This window comes from Actinosynnema sp. ALI-1.44, assembly GCF_001984155.1.
In the GTDB taxonomy this organism is placed as follows: Bacteria; Actinomycetota; Actinomycetes; order Mycobacteriales; family Pseudonocardiaceae; genus Kibdelosporangium.
The window spans coordinates 595,347-614,474 of sequence record NZ_MTQO01000051.1; the positions used below are offsets into that span (position 1 = coordinate 595,347).

Genomic DNA, 19,128 nt, shown 5'->3' on the forward strand with positions numbered 1-19,128 from the left:
TGCTCCCCGGCGTCCCCCAGGCCGCCGGGGAGCACAGGACTTCTTCCATTCCTCTGTCGGCACCGTGAGCCTCCACTCGACGGTGCCTGACCCATGTCGTCTCCTGCTGCTCGCGGGCCCCCGTAGCCAACCCATCGTGGCACCGGCCGCTGGAGCGGGACTGGTCGGATCGCTGGAGCGCGGCCGGCTGTCTCCGTCCTCTAGAGGACATCCAGTGCGGGCTGCGAGTGTTCTCGGGGACATCACAGGGCCGACCGGTTCGCGTGAGGTGACCGGAAAGTGGGGTCGAAATGAACGCCGACACCCGAGCCGAGTTCATGCGGCTGACCGACATCCTCACGCCGTGGGCGATCCGGGTCGCGGCCACGTTGCGGATCGCCGACCTCATCGCCGAAGGCCACACCACCGTGGCCGACCTCGCGGCCAAGTCGGACGCGAACGCCGACGCGCTCGCCCGGCTGATGCGCTACCTGGTGGCACGCGGCGTGTTCAGCGAACCCCAGCCCGACGCGTACGGCCTGACCGACCTGGGGGCGCCGTTGCTCAGTGCCCACCCCGGCAGCAGGCGCACCCGGCTCGACCTCGAGGGGATGGGAGGCCGCATCGACAGCGCGAACGCCGGGCTGCTGCAGGCGGTCCGCACTGGCCGCCCGTCCTACGCGGACATGTTCGGCCTGCCGTTCTGGGCGGACATCGTCGCCAACCCGGACATGGAACCGTCGTTCGACGAGGTGATGGCCGACCACACCCCGTGGTTCGGCGAGGTGGTCGCGGGCCACTCGTGGGAGGGCGTCAAGCACGTGGTCGACGTCGGCGGCGGTACGGGCGCGTTGCTCGCGGCCATCCTGCACGCCAGTCCGGACATCCACGGCGTGCTCGTCGACCAGACCGCGACCGTCGCCGAGGGGCAGCGGTACCTCGCCGCGCAGGGCCTCGCCGACCGGGCGACCGCCGTGGTCGGGGACTTCTTCGAAGCGTTGCCCAGCGGGGCGGACGTCTACGTGCTGTCCAACATCCTGCACGACTGGAGCGACGAGGACGCCGTGCGGATCCTGCGCCGCTGCGCCGACGCGGCCGGCGCGGGCGGCCGGATCCTGATCGCCGACCGGGTGGTCGACCAGAACGGCGACGAGGCCATGCTCACCATGCTCGACCTGCGCATGCTCGTCCTGCTGGGCGGCCGCGAACGCGACCGCGCGCACTGGCTGGACGTGATCAGCACAGCCGGTCTGACCGTGCGGTCCACAGTGCACCGCGACGGCGGGGTGACCCTGCTCGAATGCGTGCCTGCCACTGTGCGTGAGACCGCCGACCTGGTTCGACAGGGAGGACGGGCGCAGGGAGGACGGGCACAGTGAGGCTGGATGCCGTCACCCGAGTGCGGACCCTCGCCGCGGCGAACGCGGCCAAGTCGGAAACCGACCGCAGGCTCGCGGAGGAGGTCGTCCTCGCCACGGTCGACGCCGGTTTCGCGCGGCACTTCGTGCCCCGGCGGTGGGGCGGCGACGCCGGGACGTTCGGCGAGTACCTGAGCGCGGTGACGGTCGTCGGCGAAGGCTGCGCGTCGGCATCCTGGTGCGCGGCGCTGTACGCGACCCTCGGCCGGATGTGCGGGTACTTGCCCGAAGCGGGCCAGCAACGGATCTGGGGCTCGAGCCCGGACACCAGGATCGTCGGCGCCATCACGCCGTCCGGCGTCGTCACCCCGGTCGACGGCGGCTGCCTGCTGTCCGGCAAATGGCCCCGCACCAGCGCCGCGGACTTCTCCGACTGGGCACTGTGCGCCGGTGTCGTGCCCAGCGACCGCGGTGACCACGGGGAGCTGCGCTACTTCGCCGTGCCCCGCGACGACTACACGGTCGAGGACACGTGGTTCAACGTCGGCATGTGTGCCACCGGAAGCAACACGATCGTGCTCGACGGCGCGCTCGTGCCCGAAACGTCGTCCTTTCCCGGCGACAACCTGTGGCAGGGCAAGGGAGTGGACGCCGCGGCACCGTGCCACAACGTCGCCTTCAAGGCGGTGAACGGGCTTTCCTTCGTCGCGCCCGCACTCGGCGCGGTCCGGGCCGCGACCAGCCACTGGGCGGCGGTGATCGCCACGAAGACCGAGATCAACGGCAAGGCGACCAGGGACAGGGAGACCGTGCGGCTGGCGCTCGCCCGGTCGGCCGCGGAGACCGACGCCGCCGAACTGCTGCTCGAACGAGCCGCCGCCACCGCCGACGCGGGCGCGGTCGAGCCCGACCTGTTGGTCCGCAACTCACGTGACTACGCCGTGGCCATGGACTTGCTCGTCACGGCGATCGAACGGATCTTCCGCGCCAGCGGCGCGCGCGGCCAGGGCGAGGACAACCCGGTGCAACGCGCCTGGCGCGACGTGACCTGCGCTGCGGGTCACGTGGCCCTCCAGTTCGAGGCGAACGGTGCGGCGTACGCGCGGCACGTGCTGGCCGAACTGGCCCACTGACACCTGAAAGGCCCTACCCATGCGGCTTGTCCGGTACCACGAGCACGGCGGCCCCGAGGTTCTCCTTGTCGAGAACGCCGACGTCCCCAGCCCGGCCGACACCGAGATCCTCATCCAGGTGGAGGCGGTCGGGGTCAACTTCATCGAGACGCAGCTGCGCCGCGGCAAAGCCCCGTTCCCGTCCCCGCTGCCAGGCGTCCCGCACGGCGACGTCGTCGGCCGGATCGAAGGCGTCGGCGCCGAAGTGACCAACCTGGTCGCGGGCGACCGCGTGGTCGCGTGGATCGTCCAGGCCGCCTATGCCGACTACGTGGTCGTCGACGCGGCACAGGCGATGGTGATCCCGGAGTCGTTCGACGCCGCGGCGGCCACCGTTCTGGCGTCCACCGCGCAGGTCGCCGTCAGCGTTCTCCAGATCGGGCAGGTCAAGCCGGGGGAGACGGTGGTGGTGCACGCCGCCGCGGGCGCCATCGGCCACCTGGTGGTCCAGTTGGCGAAGATCCACGGCGTGCGGACCGTGATCGGCACGGTCGGTTCGTCCGCCAAACGGGACTTCGTGCTCGCCCAGGGCGCGGACGCGGTGGTGTCCTACGAGTCCGACGGCTGGCCGGACCAGGTCCGTGAGCTGACCGGTGGTGTGGACGTCGTCCTCGACAGCGTGGAGGGCAAGGTGTTCCAGCCGAGCCTCGCCCTGCTGAAGCCGTACGGCCGGTTGGTGTACTACGGGTTCGCCGGCGCGACCGGTGGCCTGGCGCAGCTGTCCGTGTCGGACTTGTTCGGGCTCAAGTGCGTGGTCGGCGCGGCGTTCGACGTGTGGCTCGGCAGCGACCCCGAAGGCGCCGCCAAGGCCCGCGCCGACCTGGTCGAGTACATGCTGACCGGACAGCTGCGACCGGCCGTGCACGCGCGTGTTCCCCTCGACGAGGTCGCGGACGCGCAGCGGATCATCGAGGACCGGGCGCAGCTCGGCCGGGTGGTGTTGGTGCCGTGAGCTCGCCGGAGCGGGTCCCTGTCGTCATCGCCGGGGCCGGGTTCGCGGGTCTGAGCACGGCGATGTTCCTGGGCACGCACGGTGTCCCGGCGCTGGTCGTGGAGAGGCACCCGGGGCTGGCCGAGGAGATCAAGGCCCGCGGCGTCTTCCCGCACGCCATGGAGGCCCTGCGGATCGGCGGCGTGGCCGACCGGGTCCATGCGGCCGCCGGGTGGCGCAGCGCGGGGGACCTGGCCGTGGTCGTGGCGGACAGGCTGGCCGGTCCGGTGCTCAGGACAGTGGTGGCCGCGGCCGACATGCCGGAGATCACCCCGGAGCGGCTGAGCCTGGCCAGCCAGGGTCAGGTCGAGCCGATACTGGCCGACCGGGCCGTCGAGCTCGGCGCGGAGATCCGGTTCGGCACCGAAGTCGTCCGGTACGAGCAGGATGACGACGGCGTAACCGTCTGTTTGAGACAGTCTGGTGTGGAGTACCAGGTGCGGGCGGACTACCTCGTCGCGGCGGACGGGTGGCGCAGCGGGATCCGCGACCAGAGCGGCATCGCCTTGCGCGGCCGGGGCGTCCTCGGCCACATGCTCCGGATCTTCTTCGAGGCCGACCTCACCGCCGAACTGGCCCACCTGGACGGCGTCGCCGAAGGACGGCGGTTCGCCCTCGTACACCTGGTCAGCGCGGGCAACCGCGGCACGTTCTACACCACAGGAACTCCCGGCCGGTATGGCTACTTCCGCAGCCTCACCCGCCATCCCGGCGACTACACCGGGTGCGACTTCGCGGAGATGGTCCGTACCGGCCTGGAACTGCCCGACCTGGAGGTGGCCGTCGTGGACGTCGGTGAGACGGCCTTCGCCTGCGACGTGGCGGAAACGTTCACCGCGGGCCGGGTGTTGCTGGTGGGTGACGCGGCCAAGGTCGTGCCGCCCACTGGTGGACTGGGCGGTACGACCGCGATCATGGACGGGTTCTACCTCGCGTGGAAGCTCGCCGCCGTCGTCACCGGCCAGGCAGGCACGAGCCTGTTGGCCACCCACGACGCCGAACGCCGTCCGGTCGCCGAGATGATCGCGGAACAGCAGTTCGCGGCTCTGGTCACGCGGGCCGAGCCGGGCCTGGCCGACGGCACCTCGGTCGTCCCGCTCGATCCGGCCACCCAGGCGTTCGGCTACCGCTACGCCACCGGAGGAGCCGTGGTCCGCGAGCCGGGCGACGACGGCGCCCTGATCGAGGACCCCTTGGCCCCGACCGGACGGCCCGGCTCCCGCGCCCCTTACGTCCGGCTGGCCGACGGAACGTCCACGACCGCCTTGTTCGGCAAGGGGTTCGTGCTCCTCTGCGACTCGGATTCCGGCTCTGATCACAGCTGGGAGCGGGCCGCGGCGGAGGTGGCCGAGCGGGTGGGCGTCGGGATCGCGGTGCACGTGATCGACGATCCCGAATGGCACAAGAAGTACGGAGTGGGTACAGGCGGCGCGGTGCTCGTGCGACCGGACCGGTTTGTCGCATGGCGTTCGACAGGGAGCGATTCGGCAGCCGACCTCGAACACGCCATGCGTGTGGTTCTCCACCGGACCGCATGAGTGCCGCACGAGGAGGAAGGGCGGGCCACTGTGAAACTGGGCCCGCCCTTTCGCCTGGGTCGTGAAACGCGGCCTACTTCTGGCGTTCTGGTGGGTTGACCTCCGAGCGCGGCACGGCGGCCTTGTCGTCGAGTTGCCACTTCTGGACGATCCGGATGTAGATCCCGTCGTCGATGAGCTTGTTCACGGCCGCGTTCAGGGCGGGGACCAGCGTGGATCCCTTCTTCATGCCGAACCCGACGTCCTGCAACCCGTACGTGCCAAGGAACTTGAGGTCGGGCTGCTTGCTCACCATGTGGCGCAAGGCACTCGCCGCGCTCATCCACACGTCGACGCGGCCCTCCTTCAGCGCGAGGAGTTGCCCGGCGGTGTCGGCGTAGGTGCTGATCTCGTACGCCGGACGGCCGTTGGCCGCACACTTGTCCCTGCCGTCGTTGAGCCTGCGTTCGAACGCCGAGCCCTTGCCGGTGCCCACCTTCAGTCCGCACAGCTGCATGAGGTCGGTGATCTCGTTGACGCTGTTCGACTTCAACGCGATGAACGCGGGTCCGTCGCGCAGGTACGTGACGAAGTCGAGGACCTTCTTGCGCTCCTCGGTCACGGCGAAGTTGGCCGTGGCGACCTGGAACCGGTCGGACCGCAGGCCGGTGAGGATCGCGTCGCCGCTCACCTTCTGCCGGTCGATGCGCAGGCCCAGCACCTTGGCCGCGGCCTCGGACATGTCGATGTCCACGCCCATCGGCGTCTTGTTGTCCTCGCCGTAGAAGGAGATGGGTGCCGCGCCGACCGTCGAGCCGAACGTGATCACCCCCGCCTGCCGGACGTCGGCCGGGACGAGGGCGCTGGCGGCCTGGTCCTGCCTGACCTCGCCGAGGATGTCCGGCTGCCCGCCGCCGGGTTGGGGGGCGGCGGGCTGTGATCCGCAGCCTGCCGCACCGAGGCCGAGCAGGCTCGCGACGAGTACGGCCGCCGTGCGCATTCTCGCTGTTCTGGGCACCTCTGTGGTCCCTTCTGGGGAGTTACAGCACCTTCATCATGAACTCGGCCGTCCGCGGGTGGCGCGGGTGGTTGAGGACCTCCGCCGGTGGTCCTGCCTCGATGATCGCGCCGTCGTACATGAACGCGACCTGGTCCGCGACTTCGCGCGCGAATCCCATCTCGTGCGTCACGACGATCATGGTCATGCCGTCGCGGGCGAGATCCCGCATCACCACCAGTACCTCACCGACCAGTTCGGGATCCAACGCGCTGGTGGGCTCGTCGAAGAGCATCACCTTGGGCCGCATGGCCAGCGCCCTGGCGATCGCGACCCGTTGCTGCTGGCCGCCGGACAGTTGCCGGGGATACGCCGACTCCCGCTCGGCGAGGCCCACCTGGGCCAGCCGGGCGCGGGCGGCCGCCACAGCCTGAACCCTGGACATCCGCAGCGCGTGCACCGGGGCCTCGACGATGTTCTCGAGCACGGTCATGTGGGGGAACAGGTTGAAGTTCTGGAACACCATACCGATGCTCGCCCGCTGCCGGGCGATCGCCTTGGCGGACAGCTCGTACAGCCGGTCACCGACCTGCCGGTAGCCGACGAGCTCACCGTCCACGAGGATCTCCCCGGCGTCGATCTTCTCCAAGTGGTTGACGCACCGCAGGAGCGTGCTCTTGCCGGAGCCGGACGGACCGATCAGGCACGTCACGCTGCCGGGCGTGACGTCGAGGTCGACGCCGTTGAGCACCGGCACCGGCCCGAAGCTCTTGTGCACGTCGCGGACCGAGACGCCTGCGGTCACCGGGCACCTCCGGCGAACCGGCGCCGCAGGCGCTGCGCCGGGGTCGGCGGCATCTCGCCGTCGGTTCCCTTGGCGTAGTGCCGTTCCAGGTAGTACTGCGGGATGCCCAGGAGGGTGGTGAGGATCATGTACCACAGCGTGGCCACCAGCAGCAGCGGCACGATCTGGTAGTTCTGGTTGTAGATCAGTTGTACGGCGAACAGCAGGTCGTGTACGGCGATCGTGCTCACGATCGCAGTCCCCTTGAGCAATCCGATCGTCTGGTTGCCCATGGGCGGCACGATGGCCCGCATCGCCTGTGGGAGCACGATTCGCCAGATCACCCGCGTCCTGGACAGGCCGAGCGCGTTCGCCGCCTCCCGCTGGCCGGGGTCCACCGACAGGATGCCCGCGCGGACGATCTCGGCGGCCTGCGCGGCCTCGTACAGCACGAGCCCGATCACCGCGGCCATCAACCCGCTGATCAGATTCCTGGTGTCGAACCCGAACAGCCGCGGGTACAGCAGCGAGATGTTGTACCAGAACAACAGCTGCACCATCAGCGGCGTCGAACGGAAGAACCACACGTACAACCGGCTGATCATGGCGAGCACCGGGCTGCCCGACAGGCGCATGACGGCAAGCAGCGTGCCGAGCAGGAACCCGCCGACCAGGGCGACGGCGGTCAGCCACAACGTGTTCACCAGCCCGTTCAGCACGGCTTCGGCGGTGAAGTACCGGCCGACCACGTCCCACTGGAACGCCGGGTTGGTGACGACCGAGTACACGATGACGGCGACGACCGCCACGGCCAGGCCGGTCGCGATCCAACGGCCAGGTCTGCGCACGGGCACCGCCCGGATCGCCGGGGGCCGCTCCCGGTCGTGTTCGACGATCTGCACGGTGCTCATGGTCCCAGGCCTAGGACACTCCCAGGGGGACGGGCGCGGCGAAGAGGTCGATGGTGAGCCGCGACGCGGGGTGGGCCGGTACGTCCAGCGCCGGGTCGCCCGCGCGGATGGCCTGGGTGAGTCGCTGGATCCGGGGTGACGGCGTCAGGCCGTACTCCTCGGCCAGGAGGTGCCGAAGGTGCCGGAACGCCTCCAGGGCCCGGGACTGCCTGCCCGAGCGGTACAGCGCCAGCATGTACTGCCGGGTGAAGTTCTCGTTCAGGGGGTGCGTGGCCACCAGGCTCGCCAGTTCGCCCAGCAGTTCGTGGTGCCTGCCCAGCCTCAGGTCGATCTCGACGCGTTGCTCCACCGCGGCCCGATGGCGTTCCCCCAGTTCGGCCACTTTGATCTGGAGGATCGGCCCGGTGGTGACCCCGGCGAGCGCGGTTCCCCGCCAGAGCGCCAGCGCGTCGGACAGCAGCCCGGAAGCCAGCTCGTCGTCCCGGCCAACGGCTTCCTGAGCCGACGCCAGTTGCGTGTCGAACACCTCGAGGTCCAGCTCGCCTGGCTCGACCACGAAGACGTACCCCTGCCCCCGTGTCACCAACCGGTCGGGTGCGCTGGTCTTGCGCAACGCGCGGCGCAGGTGCATGACGTACGTCTGCAACGTGGGCATCACGCTGCACGGCAGGTCCGTGTCCCACAACTCTTCGATGCAGTCGGCCAACGGCATGACCTGATTCGCGTGCGTCAGCAGAAACGCGAGGAGCTGGCATTGTTTCGGCGCGCTCGGCGCGTGGGAAGTGGTGTTGTCAAGCACCTGAATGGGGCCGAGTACGCCGAACTTCACAAATGCCTCCATTAAGGCGGCCAGCCGGTGTTTTGGCGCGTCAGCGTGACACGGCCTTCTGTCGCTTCGCTTGCGTGCCGCTTTCGTCCACCATTTCTGACGCGGTGAAAGCGCAGCGAAGTCGAGGCTCATTACAGTGGCGGCACGCAGTCCACGATCGCTGGAGAATCCATGGAGATTAGTGTTCTTGGCGCGTTCCGCCTCGCCGAGGCTGGTCGATCGTATCTTCCCACCGCGCCCAAGGAACGGCAGCTGATCGCATTGCTGCTGATGAACGCGGGTACGGCCGTGTCCGTCTCGACTTGTCTGGCCGAGCTGTGGCCCGAGCGTGCGCCGCGAACCGCGCGCACGACGTTGCACACCTACGTGATGCACTCGCGCAACGCGCTGGCCTCCGTGCCGTCGATCGGGTCGAGTGCCAACGCGCACATGGTGCTGGAAACCCGGGACCCGGGGTACGTGTTCCACATCGAGCCCGGTCGGCTCGACGCCGCCGAGTTCCACCGGCACGTGTCCCTCGGCCGGGTGGCGTTGGCCGAGCGGGACGACGAGACCGCGGTCCGGCACCTGCGCGCGGGCCTGAGCCTGTGGCAAGGGACCGCGTTGTGCGACGTGGTCGCCGGTCCTGTGCTGGCCACGTGGGTCGCCCGGTTGGCCGAGGTCAGGCTGGCCGCGCAGGAGTGGTGCCTGGCCGCGGAGCTGCGCCTGGGCCACCACCACGACTTGCTCAGCGAGATGACGGCCCTGGTGCGGCACCATCCGGTGAACGAGACACTGCACGCGCAGTACATGCTCGCGCTCTACCGGTCCGGCAGGCAGGTCGAGGCGCTGGAGACGTACCGGACCGTGGTCCGGCGGCTGCGGGCCGACCTGGGCGTCGCTCCCACGGCCGAGCTCAGCGAAATGCACCAGGCGATCCTGCGCGGAGACCCGGCACTGGACGCGGTACCCCAGTTGGCGGTGTGACCGAGGCAGGCGGGAAGGACACGATGAGACTGGGAGTCCTGGGGCCGTTGGTGGTGACGGAAGACGGCGTGAGCTACGTGCCACGGCCGCCGAAACAGCGGCAGTTGCTCGCGTTGTTCGTCCTGCACGCCAACGAGTCCGTCACGACGGACACGTGCGTGCGGGAACTGTGGGACGACAACCCGCCACGCACAGCCGTGCAAACCGTGCAGACCTACGTCATGCAGTTGCGCAGGCAGGGCCTGCCGCAGCGGTTGGTCACCCGCGACTCCGGATACCGGTTCCACGCCGATGACGGGGAACTCGACGCCGACAGGTTCACCACGCTGGTACGGGACGCGCTCGCCGCCAAGGCATCGGGGGAGTACGACCTGGCGGCCACGATGTTGTCCGACGCGCTCGCCCTGTGGCGCGGCCCCGCACTGGCCGACGTCTCCGCCGGGCCGGTCCTGCGCGCCCGGCTGGCGGGGATCACGGAGAGCCGGGTCACCGCGCTGGAACAGCGGGTCGACGCGGACCTGCGCCTGGGCAGGCACGAGCGGCTCGTCGGCGAACTGCGGCTGCTCCTCCCGGAGTACCCGCTGAACGAGAACCTGCACGCGCAGGCCATGCTCGCGCTGCACCAGGCCGGGCGGCGCGACGAGGCCATCGGCGTCTACGACACGCTCGCGTCGGCGCTCGCCGAGGAGACGCTCACGCCGTCGCCGCGGATCCGGCGGCTGCGTGCGGCGATCCACCGGGACGACCGGGTGCTGCGCGACATCACCAGTTCAGGCCGCCGTTGACTTCGAGCACGTGCCCGTTGACGTAGGAGCTGTCCGGGCCGGCGAGGAACACCGCGGCGCGGGCCACCTCGTCGGCCCCGCCCATCCGGCCCATGGCCAACCTGCGTTCGTACTGCGGCCAGACGGTGGTGTCGGCGCTGAGCTGACGACCCATTCCGGCGTCGATGAACCCCGGGGCCAGGCAGTTGACCGTGATCGACCGCGGCGCGAGTTCCACCGCCGCGATCCGGGTGAACGCCTCGATCGCGGCCTTGGTGGCCGAGTACGCCGACGAGCCCGGGGCGATCCGGGTGGCCAGCGCCGACGACAGGGTGATGATCCGGCCGCCGCCCGCGTCGGCCAGGTACGGGATCGCGGCCTGGACGCAGTGGAACGTCCCGGTCAGGTTGGTGTCCACTGTGTCCGCCCACGCCGCGGCGGCCGCGGTCTCGACGAACCCGGGCAGGCTCACCGCGGCGTTGGCAACCAGCACGTCCAACCGTCCGAAGTGGTCACGTGCCTTGGCCATGAGTTCCCGCACCGACTGCGCGTCGCGCACGTCGACCTTGTGGTGGATCATCCGCTCGTGGCCGGTGGATTCGTCCGACGGCTCGTCGCTGCGGCCCGCGCACACGACGCGGCAGCCCTCTTGGCAGAACACCGCGGCGATCTGCGCGCCGAGTCCCCTCGAACCACCGGTGATGACGGCGACACGTCCGTCCAGCAGCATGACCGCCTCCTTGTTGACGTCCCGCCCATCCTGCGCCGGGTTGGCTGGACCTGCGGTCGAGAACGGCGAAAGGTGGCGCTATAGCCGACGTGCGGTCCTTTCTCGACCCGCTGCTGCGATTCTCGGGGCTGTGCCGAGAAACGGAGGGCGAATGGACAGGCGCGTGGTGATCACCGGGATCGGGGTGGTGGCACCGGGTGGTGTGGGAGCCAAGCCGTTCTGGGCGCTGATCCGCGCCGGGCGGACCGCGACCCGCGGCATCTCCTTCTTCGACGCCTCCTCGTTCCGCTCCCAGGTCGCCGCCGAGGCCGACTTCGACCCGGCCGAGCACGGCCTGACCCCGCGGGAGCGGCGCCGGATGGACCGGGCGACCCAGTTCGCGGTGGTGACCGCGCGCGAGGCGTTGGCGGACAGCGGGTTGCCCGCGGGCGACCTCGACCCGTACCGGACGGGGGTGGTCGTGGGCAGCGCGGTCGGCTGCACCATGAGCCTGGAGCGGGAGTACCAGGTCGTCAGCGACGGCGGCCGGGACTGGTTGGTGGACCACACCTACGCCGTGCCACACCTGTACGACTTCCTCGTGCCCAGTTCGATCGCTGCCGAGGTCGCGGTGGACGCGGGGGCCGAAGGCCCGGCGGGCCTGGTGTCCACCGGGTGCACGTCCGGGCTGGACTCGGTCGGCCACGCGGTCGACCTGGTCCGTGAGGGCGCGGCGGACGTGATGATCACGGGTGCGACCGACGCGCCGATCTCACCGATCACCGTGGCGTGCTTCGACGCGATCAAGGCAACCACGCCGCGCAACGACGACGCGGAGCACGCCTCCAGGCCGTTCGACCGCAGCCGCGACGGCTTCGTGCTGGGCGAGGGAGCGGCCATGTTCGTGGTGGAGGAACTCGGCCACGCCCGGCGACGTGGTGCGCACATCTACGCCGAGATCGCCGGGTACGCCGCCAGGGCCACCGCCTTCCACATGACCGGCCTGCGGCCGGACGGCCGGGAACTGGCCGAGGCGATCACGGCCGCGCTGGCAGGCAGCGGCACCGATCCGTCCACAATAGACTACATCAACGCGCACGGCTCGGGGACCCGGCAGAACGACCGGCACGAGACAGCCGCGTTCAAGCGGAGCCTGGGCGACAAGGCATACCGGACGCCGGTCAGCTCGATCAAGTCGATGATCGGGCACTCACTCGGCGCCATCGGATCGCTGGAGATCGCCGCGTGCGCGCTGGCCATGGAGCACGGCCTGGTCCCGCCGACGGCCAACCTGCACGAGCCGGACCCCGAGTGCGATCTCGACTACGTCCCCCTCCAGGCGCGTGCGCAACGGGTCGACACGGTGCTCACGGTCGGCAGCGGCTTCGGCGGGTTTCAGAGCGCGATGGTCCTCGCCCGGCCGGACCGGGCCGCGGCGTGACCACCCCGGTCGTGGTGACCGGGATCGGTGTGACCGCACCGAACGGTCTGGGCACCGACGCCTACTGGGCCGCCACGCTGCGCGGGGAGAGCGGGATCGGGCCGATCAGCCGGTTCGACCCAGCCGGGTACCCGGTTCGGCTGGCCGGTGAGGTACCCGACTTCGTCGCCGAGGACCACATCCCGAACCGGCTGCTGCCGCAGACCGACCACATGACCAGGCTCAGCCTTCTCGCGGCGAGGATGGCGCTGGCGGACGCCGCTGTCGACCCGGCCGAGCTGGACGAGTTCGGGATGGGCGTGGTGACCGCGAGTTCGTCCGGCGGCTTCGAGTTCGGCCAGCGGGAGATGGCGAAGCTGTGGAGCAAGGGCGGTCAGTTCGTCAGCGCGTACCAGTCGTTCGCCTGGTTCTACGCGGTCAACACCGGCCAGATCTCGATCATGCACGGGTTGCGCGGGCCGGCGAGCGTGCTCGTCGCCGACCAGGCCGGCGGCCTGGACGCGATCGCGCAGGCCCGGCGGTACGTGCGCAGGGGAACCGATCTGGTGGTCACCGGAGGCGTCGACGGCGCGCTGTGCCCATGGGGCTGGGTGGCGCAGATCGCCGGGGGCCGGCTCAGCTCCCAGGCCGACCCTCGCCGCGCGTACCTGCCGTTCGACGTCGACGCCAGCGGATTCGTTCCCGGTGAGGGCGGGGCGATCCTCGTAGTGGAGAGCGCGGAGTCGGCCCGGTCGCGTGCCGCGGGCACGGTGTACGGCGAGATCGCGGGCTACGCGGCCACGTTCGACCCACCGGTGCACAGCGGTCGGCAACCGGGCCTGCGCCGGGCGATTGAGCTGGCCCTGGCCGACGCGGACCTCGCCGCGGGCGACGTCGACGTCGTCTTCGCCGACGGCTACGGCGTGCCGGACCTGGACATGGCCGAGGCCGGTGCGATCACGGCGGTGTTCGGTGTGGACGGTGTGCCCGTCGTGGTGCCCAAGGCGATGACCGGCCGTCTCTACTCCGGTGGCGCTCCGCTGGACGTGGCAGCCGCCCTGCTGGCGATCCGCGACGGTGTCATCCCACCCGCGGGGTACGTCTCCGACGTGCCCCGGCACTACGGCATGGATCTGGTGATCGGCAAGCCGAGACACGTGCCGGTGACGGCCGCGCTCGTGCTCGCCCGCGGTCACGGCGGCTTCAACTCGGCGATGGTCGTTCGCGCGGCCTGACCCGCCTCCGGCCCTGAAACGGCGGAATCCACGGAAAGAGGGAAGGCGATGCACCAACTCACCATGGCTGACCTCGCGGTGCTCATGCGGCGGGTCGCGGGTGCCGACGAGGACGCGGTGGAACTCGGTACCGGCAACGAGGACACCGGCTTCGACGACCTGGGCTACGACTCGCTGGCGTTGCTGGAAACGATGCGTGCGGTGGAACGGGAGTACGGCGTCAGGTTGCCCGACGACATCCTGGCCGAGAGCACGAACCCGGGAGAGCTCCTCGCCCTCGTCAACCTGTCGCTCGCGAGGTCTTAGGAGGCACGATGACGACCACGGCTTTGGTGACCGGTGCGACAAGCGGCATCGGTCTGGCAGTCGCGCGTAAGCTCGGCGAGCTCGGGCACCGGGTATTCCTGTGCGCGCGCAAGGTGGGCAGTGTGACGGATACCGTCAAAGCATTGCGAGTACAAGGTTTCGAAGCCGACGGTGTCGAGTGCGACGTGACCGCACCTGACGACATCCGCAGGTACGTCCGTGATGCCGTCGACCGCTACGGGCCCGTGGGCATCCTGGTCAACAACGCGGGCCGAAGCGGCGGCGGCCCCACCGCGCAGGTCACCGACGAGCTGTGGCTCGACGTGATCGACACCAACCTGACCAGTGTCTTCCGGATGACCCGCGAGGCGCTCACCACCGGCGGCCTGCTCGCGCGCGGGCACGGCAGGGTGATCAACATCGCGTCGACCGGCGGCAAGCAGGGGGTGGTCCTCGGAGCGCCGTACTCGGCGTCGAAACACGGGGTGGTCGGGTTCTCCAAGGCGCTCGGGCTCGAACTCGCCAAGACCGGCATCACCGTCAACGCGGTGTGTCCCGGCTACGTGGAAACCCCCATGGCACAACGGGTCCGGCAGGGATACGCCCAGGTGTGGGGCATCACCGACGGAGAGGTCCTCGACCGGTTCAACGCCAAGATCCCCCTGGGGCGCTACACCACGCCGGAAGAGGTCGCGGGGCTCGTCGGCTACCTCGTGTCCGACTCGGCGGCGCCGGTCACCGCACAGGCCATCAACGTGTGCGGCGGCCTGGGCAACTACTGAAGCTCGGACGCGGCGGTCGTGCTCCGCGGGACCGGCCGGGTGCCCGACGCCGTCGTCCGGCTCGAGAACGCGCGCCACACAAGCACTTCGTGGCCTGTCCAGCGGTAGTGTGCGCGTCACATGAATGGTCTTACCTGGTAGCCGTTGGCCCAGCTGATGAGTTGGTCGATCTCGGCGTCGGTCGTCCACCAGCCGAAGTCGCCGACACCGGATTCCTTCGTGATCCCCAGCTCGTCGAGCCGGGCTTCCACTGCCGTGCCTGGCGACTTGTACACCTTGCGCAGATCCTTGCCCGTCGGGTCGGTGGGCTCCGGTTCGAAGACGCGCAGCGCAGGTGCCCAGTGCGCCCAGAATCCCCGCTCGAGTTCCCGAGCCATGAACTCGACCGGCGGCAGCTCTGCCTGCCCGCGCAACAGGTCAGCCTGCGCGAGCCATTCGGTGTGGCTCACCCGCTGCTTGTCGAGGTCGAAATTGTCCCACTCCTTGATGTTCCAGACACGGAAGTTGTCCTCGTAGAACCTGAACGTCGACTGCGCTTCCTGCTGTGACTTCTTGAGCCGGACGAGGCGCTCGTTCTGGAACACCAGGGGATCGGTCGAAACGGGTGTCTGGTCGGTCGTGGGAACACGCTGCTGGAGAGCGGGACCCAGCCCGATCGCCTGGCCGACACCAGCCCGAGCGGCGGTGTCCAGAGCACCGAGGAGCAGACCTGTCTCACCCGCTGTCGCAAGAGCGCTGATCCAGGACAGGCCACCGGCGGTGGCGACCGCCAGTACGCCGAACATGGCCTGGGACTTGATGGCGTCGACCTTCTTCTTCTGCGCGATGGCGTTGCTGTGGTTGGTCGCCGCGATGGAGTACGCGGATCCGATGTTGAGAATCGCGATCTCCCACGCGGTCACCCGCCGCGTCACCTCGCTTTTGAACGCCTCCAACTGCCGGGTCGCCTTGTCCCTGACTTCCATGCGCCTGACCTGAGCCGCGAGATCGTCGACGTTCTCGTTCGTACCAGGTACCCGCTGAACGAATCTGGTGACCGCGCCGTTGCCGACGGTCCGCTGCAAGGCCAGCAAGCGCTGCTCGGAAATGCCTGGGGACTGAGCCGGATCGATGCTCCCGCTGTGGGTACCGCCGTGGTCCTGATCGAGCCCGGCAGCCTCAGTCGCGGGTCGCCTAGTGCCGTGGTGGTGCGGCTGGCCGTCGGTAGACTCGGGCGAGGTCCGGTCCGAATCGAACTGTGTCATACCTTCTCCAGATTGATCCGCAGATGGCATCGTCCGGATACTATATTTGGACACCCGGCAACGATTTCCCTTTCGGACGGCCGTAGTGACTCAGTCGGGTGCCCGAAGGGGCAGTGTGCGACCGAGGGCGGCGACGATCAGCAGAACCGCGGCGATGGCGAGGAACGCCTGCGTGGCGGTGTTGGTGAAGGCGGCCAGCGCGGCGAGGCCGAGTGCTCCGCCGACCTGTTTGGTGGTGTTCATCAGGCCGGATGCCGCCCCCGCGTCCGCGGTGCCGACGCCGGAGGTCACGATGGTGGTGAGGGGCGTGTTCACCAGTCCGCCGCCGAGGGAGATCACCACGGCGGGCAGCAGGATGCCTGAGACGTAGTCACTATCCGGTCCGATGCGGCTTTGCCACCAGAATCCCGCGGCGCCGACGAGCGCGCCGGTGCTGACCAACGTCCGGCTGCTGACGTGACGCATCAGCCTGGGTGTCAGGTACATCCCCACGGCGATCGACACCATCGTGTGCGGCAGGAACCCCAGCCCGGTCAGCAATGCCGGGTAGTGCAGGAGGTTCTGCATGGTGAGGGTCAGGAAGTACCACATGGGATTCAGGCACGCGCCCGCGAGGAGCATGGTGACGTTGCCCACCGAGATCGCCGGTGACCTCAACAGGCGCAACGGAAACAGCGGTGTGGCCGTCGTTCTCGCTTCCACAACGACGAACAGTGCGAGGGCGCAGACTCCGATCCCCAGGACGACCGGGTCGTGAGCGAGACCGTAGGCCACGGTGGCGAGGCCGACGGTCGCGAGCACCGCCCCGGGAAGGTCCAATCGGGACGAGGCGCCTTGCCTGGGGGCGGGCGAGAGGACGCGTAGGGCCAGGGGGACGGCCAAGGCGCAGATGGGTACGTTGATCAGCAACGTGGAGCGCCACGACAGGTACTCGGTGAGGATCCCGCCGATCAGGTTTCCCGCGGTACCGCCTGCCAGTCCGACCGCGGTCCAGATCGCCAGTGCGCGGGTGCGTCCCGGCCCTTCCGGACAGGTGGTGGTGAGCACGGTGAGCGTGGCGGGTGCGAGGACCGCCGCTCCCAAGCCTTGGGCCGCCCGTGCGGCGATGAGCAGCGTGGCGCTGTCGGTCAGGCCGCCCGCGAGGCTGGCCGCGCCGAACAGTCCGAGCCCGGTCGGCAGGACGCGCCGCAGGCCGTAGAGGTCGGCCAGGCGTCCGCCGAGCAGGAGGAAGCCCGCGAACACCAGGGCGTAGGCGTTCACGACCCACTGCAGTCCTGATTCGTCGAAGCCCAGCGTGCGCTGGATGGACGGCAGTGCGACGTTCACGACCGACACGTCCAGCACGACCACGAACTGCGCGGCGCAGGCGAGAACCAGCAACACTCCGGGACACCTCCTTCGTGATACACATGTATCATAAAAGAGTGCCGAAGATCGTGGATCATGAAGTGCGCCGCGGGCAGATCGTCGACGGGTTGCTGCGTCTGGCCGCGCGAGAAGGGCTGCACGCGGTCACCATGCGTGCGGTGGCAGCCGAGGCGGGAGTTTCGCTACGGCTGGTGCAGCACTACTTCCAGACCAAGGCTCGTCTCATGCACGCCGCGATCGATTACCTGGAGCGGGAAAGCCGCAAGCGTTGGCAAGCGCGCCTGGCGGATGTCCCACACCCCACGCCGGTACGGACTTTCGTCGAGGCCCTGGTGGCCGAGGCGCTTCCCGTGGGCGACCAAAGCAGGGCATTCCACCTGGTTTGGACGTCGTACGCGGTGCTGGCCATGACCGATCCCGACCTGGCCGAGCAGCCGTTCGTCGAAGGCCCGAGAAGGCTGGAACGCCAATTGGCGGACGCGTTGACCCAAGCGCGAACCACGGGCGAGCTGGCTGACGACCTCGACGTCAACGCCGAAGCGGCACGGTTGCTCGCGATCAGCCACGGACTAGGCACCAGTGTCCTGGTTGGACAGCGCACACCGACGGAAGCCGTTGGTGTGCTGCGCTATCACCTTGACCGCCTGTTCACGTCATAAACATCGCCACGGGTCCTGTTGCTACGGCCTGCTCGCCTGTGGCGTGATCATGGCTCGTCACATTGTCGGTGTCATCGGTAGAATGACGACATGGATGGATGGTTGCGGGACCTGCGCGGCGGCGACCCGGACGACCGCGCTCCTGTGGTCTTCGGGGACGCGATCGCCGCGCTGGGCCAAGAGGGCGATGTGCTCGTCTATCCCGACGACGTGCGCACCGATCGGATCGTGGGCACCGTGACGAGAGCGAGGGACTTCGACGCCCGTTTCCGGTTGGTGAACCGGGCGCTGCGGGGGCGTCACCGGTCGGTCGCGGACGCCATGGCTGCCGGGATCGCGCTGCCCAGGGTGGAGCTGATCCAGCTTGACGAGATGTATTTCGTGGTCGACGGGCACCATCGCGTGTCGGTGGCCCGGGCGCGCGAACATCACAGTGTGCCGGCGATCGTGCGACGCATCTGCACCACCGCCTACGCGAAGTGGTGCCTGCGGCTGTCACATCTGGCCAGCAAGGCGGCCGAACGGGAGTTCCTGCGCCGGGTGCCGCTCCCTGATGACACCCGGAACGAGTTGTGGTTGGACTGTCCCGCGGACTGGGCGCGGCTGGCTGACGCCGCCGAGGCCTGGGGGTTTCGCCGCGGCCTGGCCGGGGTCGGGCCGCAAGAGCTGGCACAGCGGTGGTGGGCCGACGAGGTGGTACCGCTGGTCGGCAGGCTGCGGGCAGGCGGGCGGGGCGTTGGCCTGCGAGACGTCGAGCTGTACGCCGCTGACCTCGCCGACCGGGACCGTCGCACCGGCCTCCCACCGGGTTGACCTGTCGCCTACCGGGGCTGAGGGCTGTCGTGGGACTTCGTCCTTAGTACTGCAACGACAGGTTGTGATGTCCGCGTCTGCGGTAGTGGCTGATGCGGGCCCGGGTCTGGCTTGTTCGTCGCCAGTTCGACCAGTGCACGACGTGGCGGATCGTGTGGACTACCGGTGCTGTGATCCGGTTCCATAAGCGGCGGATCTCGTTGGCGGACAGCGGAATCATGGAGCAACCGTCGCCGGATGCTGTGCGCCCCCTTTTTTCGCGGCGTGTCGGGTGATCACCAGAAACGCCGCGGCGGCCATGGACAGTGTGATGTGCCGGTACCA

19 protein-coding genes are annotated in these 19,128 nt (G+C 69.4%); 12 read left to right on the forward strand and 7 right to left on the reverse strand.

Annotated elements, in window-relative coordinates; all coding sequences use genetic code 11:
- Window positions 1–290 precede the first annotated feature (290 nt).
- Genes ALI144C_RS37775 through ALI144C_RS37790 form a run of 4 tightly spaced genes read left to right on the forward strand, consistent with a single transcriptional unit; the run spans window position 291 to window position 5,038 of the window.
- Complete coding sequence (locus ALI144C_RS37775) at window positions 291–1,358, forward strand: methyltransferase (RefSeq protein ID WP_076991992.1); 1,068 nt, start codon at window positions 291–293, stop codon at window positions 1,356–1,358.
- Window positions 1,355–2,470 (forward strand): acyl-CoA dehydrogenase family protein, encoded by a 1,116-nt coding sequence (locus ALI144C_RS37780; RefSeq protein WP_076991993.1) that lies wholly within the window; start codon window positions 1,355–1,357, stop codon window positions 2,468–2,470. Before ALI144C_RS37775 ends, ALI144C_RS37780 begins: the two co-directional genes overlap by 4 nt.
- Before the next feature lie 19 nt (window positions 2,471–2,489).
- Window positions 2,490–3,461: a quinone oxidoreductase family protein gene (locus tag ALI144C_RS37785; RefSeq protein WP_076991994.1), complete on the forward strand. Its 972-nt coding sequence runs from the start codon at window positions 2,490–2,492 to the stop codon at window positions 3,459–3,461.
- Complete coding sequence (locus ALI144C_RS37790) at window positions 3,458–5,038, forward strand: FAD-dependent monooxygenase (RefSeq protein WP_076991995.1); 1,581 nt, start codon at window positions 3,458–3,460, stop codon at window positions 5,036–5,038. The genes ALI144C_RS37785 and ALI144C_RS37790 overlap by 4 nt, the downstream gene beginning before the upstream one ends.
- A 73-nt stretch (window positions 5,039–5,111) precedes the next feature.
- On the opposite strand, the gene ALI144C_RS37795 is transcribed toward ALI144C_RS37790, so the two are convergent.
- The 4 genes from ALI144C_RS37795 to ALI144C_RS37810 are packed head-to-tail and all read right to left on the reverse strand — an operon-like array spanning window position 5,112 to window position 8,538.
- Window positions 5,112–6,035 carry an ABC transporter substrate-binding protein gene (locus tag ALI144C_RS37795; protein WP_143231101.1) on the reverse strand — a complete coding sequence of 308 codons (924 nt, stop codon included), beginning with the start codon at window positions 6,033–6,035 and terminating at the stop codon, window positions 5,112–5,114.
- Between the two features lie 22 nt (window positions 6,036–6,057).
- Window positions 6,058–6,819, reverse strand: coding sequence for an amino acid ABC transporter ATP-binding protein (locus ALI144C_RS37800; protein ID WP_076991997.1), 762 nt, complete (start codon window positions 6,817–6,819; stop codon window positions 6,058–6,060).
- Window positions 6,816–7,709: an amino acid ABC transporter permease gene (locus ALI144C_RS37805; protein WP_076991998.1), complete on the reverse strand. Its 894-nt coding sequence runs from the start codon at window positions 7,707–7,709 to the stop codon at window positions 6,816–6,818. The genes ALI144C_RS37800 and ALI144C_RS37805 overlap by 4 nt, the downstream gene beginning before the upstream one ends.
- Before the next feature lie 10 nt (window positions 7,710–7,719).
- Window positions 7,720–8,538: an AfsR/SARP family transcriptional regulator gene (locus tag ALI144C_RS37810; RefSeq protein WP_076991999.1), complete on the reverse strand. Its 819-nt coding sequence runs from the start codon at window positions 8,536–8,538 to the stop codon at window positions 7,720–7,722.
- Window positions 8,539–8,709: 171 nt separating this feature from the next.
- On the opposite strand from ALI144C_RS37810, the gene ALI144C_RS37815 reads away from it, so the two are divergent.
- Together ALI144C_RS37815 and ALI144C_RS37820 are read left to right on the forward strand one after the other, a co-directional pair.
- Window positions 8,710–9,504 (forward strand): AfsR/SARP family transcriptional regulator, encoded by a 795-nt coding sequence (locus ALI144C_RS37815; protein ID WP_076992000.1) that lies wholly within the window; start codon window positions 8,710–8,712, stop codon window positions 9,502–9,504.
- Window positions 9,505–9,527: 23 nt separating this feature from the next.
- Complete coding sequence (locus ALI144C_RS37820; protein ID WP_076992080.1) at window positions 9,528–10,289, forward strand: AfsR/SARP family transcriptional regulator; 762 nt, start codon at window positions 9,528–9,530, stop codon at window positions 10,287–10,289.
- Here ALI144C_RS37820 and ALI144C_RS37825 read toward each other — a convergent pair.
- Window positions 10,267–10,998 (reverse strand): SDR family NAD(P)-dependent oxidoreductase, encoded by a 732-nt coding sequence (locus ALI144C_RS37825; RefSeq protein WP_076992001.1) that lies wholly within the window; start codon window positions 10,996–10,998, stop codon window positions 10,267–10,269. The genes ALI144C_RS37820 and ALI144C_RS37825 overlap by 23 nt on opposite strands.
- Before the next feature lie 151 nt (window positions 10,999–11,149).
- On the opposite strand from ALI144C_RS37825, the gene ALI144C_RS37830 reads away from it, so the two are divergent.
- The 4 genes from ALI144C_RS37830 to ALI144C_RS37845 all read left to right on the forward strand — a co-directional run bounded on the left by ALI144C_RS37830 (window position 11,150) and on the right by ALI144C_RS37845 (window position 14,720).
- A complete protein-coding gene (locus tag ALI144C_RS37830) occupies window positions 11,150–12,418 on the forward strand; it encodes a beta-ketoacyl-[acyl-carrier-protein] synthase family protein (protein WP_076992002.1) in 1,269 nt (422 codons plus the stop codon).
- On the forward strand, window positions 12,415–13,632 hold the full coding sequence (locus ALI144C_RS37835; protein ID WP_076992003.1) for a ketosynthase chain-length factor: 1,218 nt from the start codon (window positions 12,415–12,417) through the stop codon (window positions 13,630–13,632). Before ALI144C_RS37830 ends, ALI144C_RS37835 begins: the two co-directional genes overlap by 4 nt.
- 63 nt (window positions 13,633–13,695) lie before the next feature.
- Window positions 13,696–13,938 (forward strand): acyl carrier protein, encoded by a 243-nt coding sequence (locus ALI144C_RS37840; protein ID WP_237774504.1) that lies wholly within the window; start codon window positions 13,696–13,698, stop codon window positions 13,936–13,938.
- An 8-nt stretch (window positions 13,939–13,946) separates the two neighbouring features.
- On the forward strand, window positions 13,947–14,720 hold the full coding sequence (locus ALI144C_RS37845) for an SDR family NAD(P)-dependent oxidoreductase (RefSeq protein ID WP_076992005.1): 774 nt from the start codon (window positions 13,947–13,949) through the stop codon (window positions 14,718–14,720).
- 116 nt (window positions 14,721–14,836) lie between these two features.
- Here ALI144C_RS37845 and ALI144C_RS37850 read toward each other — a convergent pair whose 3' ends face one another.
- The gene (locus tag ALI144C_RS37850; RefSeq protein WP_076992006.1) at window positions 14,837–15,964 is read right to left on the reverse strand and encodes a hypothetical protein; all 1,128 of its coding nucleotides are present in this window, start codon (window positions 15,962–15,964) and stop codon (window positions 14,837–14,839) included.
- 90 nt (window positions 15,965–16,054) lie between these two features.
- On the reverse strand, window positions 16,055–17,347 hold the full coding sequence (locus ALI144C_RS37855) for an MFS transporter (RefSeq protein WP_076992007.1): 1,293 nt from the start codon (window positions 17,345–17,347) through the stop codon (window positions 16,055–16,057).
- 41 nt (window positions 17,348–17,388) lie between these two features.
- On the opposite strand from ALI144C_RS37855, the gene ALI144C_RS37860 reads away from it, so the two are divergent.
- Together ALI144C_RS37860 and ALI144C_RS37865 are read left to right on the forward strand one after the other, a co-directional pair.
- Window positions 17,389–17,991 carry a TetR/AcrR family transcriptional regulator gene (locus ALI144C_RS37860; protein WP_076992008.1) on the forward strand — a complete coding sequence of 201 codons (603 nt, stop codon included), beginning with the start codon at window positions 17,389–17,391 and terminating at the stop codon, window positions 17,989–17,991.
- 90 nt (window positions 17,992–18,081) lie between these two features.
- A complete protein-coding gene (locus tag ALI144C_RS37865; RefSeq protein WP_076992009.1) occupies window positions 18,082–18,804 on the forward strand; it encodes a hypothetical protein in 723 nt (240 codons plus the stop codon).
- Window positions 18,805–19,128: the final 324 nt, after the last annotated feature.

Bases quoted from the DNA above. Each gene is read 5' to 3' on its own strand.
- ALI144C_RS37775 (WP_076991992.1), top strand. From the start codon at position 291: ATGAACGCCGACACCCGAGCCGAGTTCATGCGGCTGACCGACATCCTC.
- ALI144C_RS37785 (WP_076991994.1), top strand. From the start codon at position 2,490: ATGCGGCTTGTCCGGTACCACGAGCACGGCGGCCCCGAGGTTCTCCTT.
- ALI144C_RS37805 (WP_076991998.1), bottom strand. From the start codon at position 7,709: ATGAGCACCGTGCAGATCGTCGAACACGACCGGGAGCGGCCCCCGGCG.
- ALI144C_RS37815 (WP_076992000.1), top strand. From the start codon at position 8,710: ATGGAGATTAGTGTTCTTGGCGCGTTCCGCCTCGCCGAGGCTGGTCGA.
- ALI144C_RS37820 (WP_076992080.1), top strand. From the start codon at position 9,528: ATGAGACTGGGAGTCCTGGGGCCGTTGGTGGTGACGGAAGACGGCGTG.
- ALI144C_RS37825 (WP_076992001.1), bottom strand. From the start codon at position 10,998: ATGCTGCTGGACGGACGTGTCGCCGTCATCACCGGTGGTTCGAGGGGA.
- ALI144C_RS37830 (WP_076992002.1), top strand. From the start codon at position 11,150: ATGGACAGGCGCGTGGTGATCACCGGGATCGGGGTGGTGGCACCGGGT.
- ALI144C_RS37840 (WP_237774504.1), top strand. From the start codon at position 13,696: ATGGCTGACCTCGCGGTGCTCATGCGGCGGGTCGCGGGTGCCGACGAG.
- ALI144C_RS37845 (WP_076992005.1), top strand. From the start codon at position 13,947: ATGACGACCACGGCTTTGGTGACCGGTGCGACAAGCGGCATCGGTCTG.
- ALI144C_RS37850 (WP_076992006.1), bottom strand. From the start codon at position 15,964: ATGACACAGTTCGATTCGGACCGGACCTCGCCCGAGTCTACCGACGGC.
- ALI144C_RS37865 (WP_076992009.1), top strand. From the start codon at position 18,082: ATGGATGGATGGTTGCGGGACCTGCGCGGCGGCGACCCGGACGACCGC.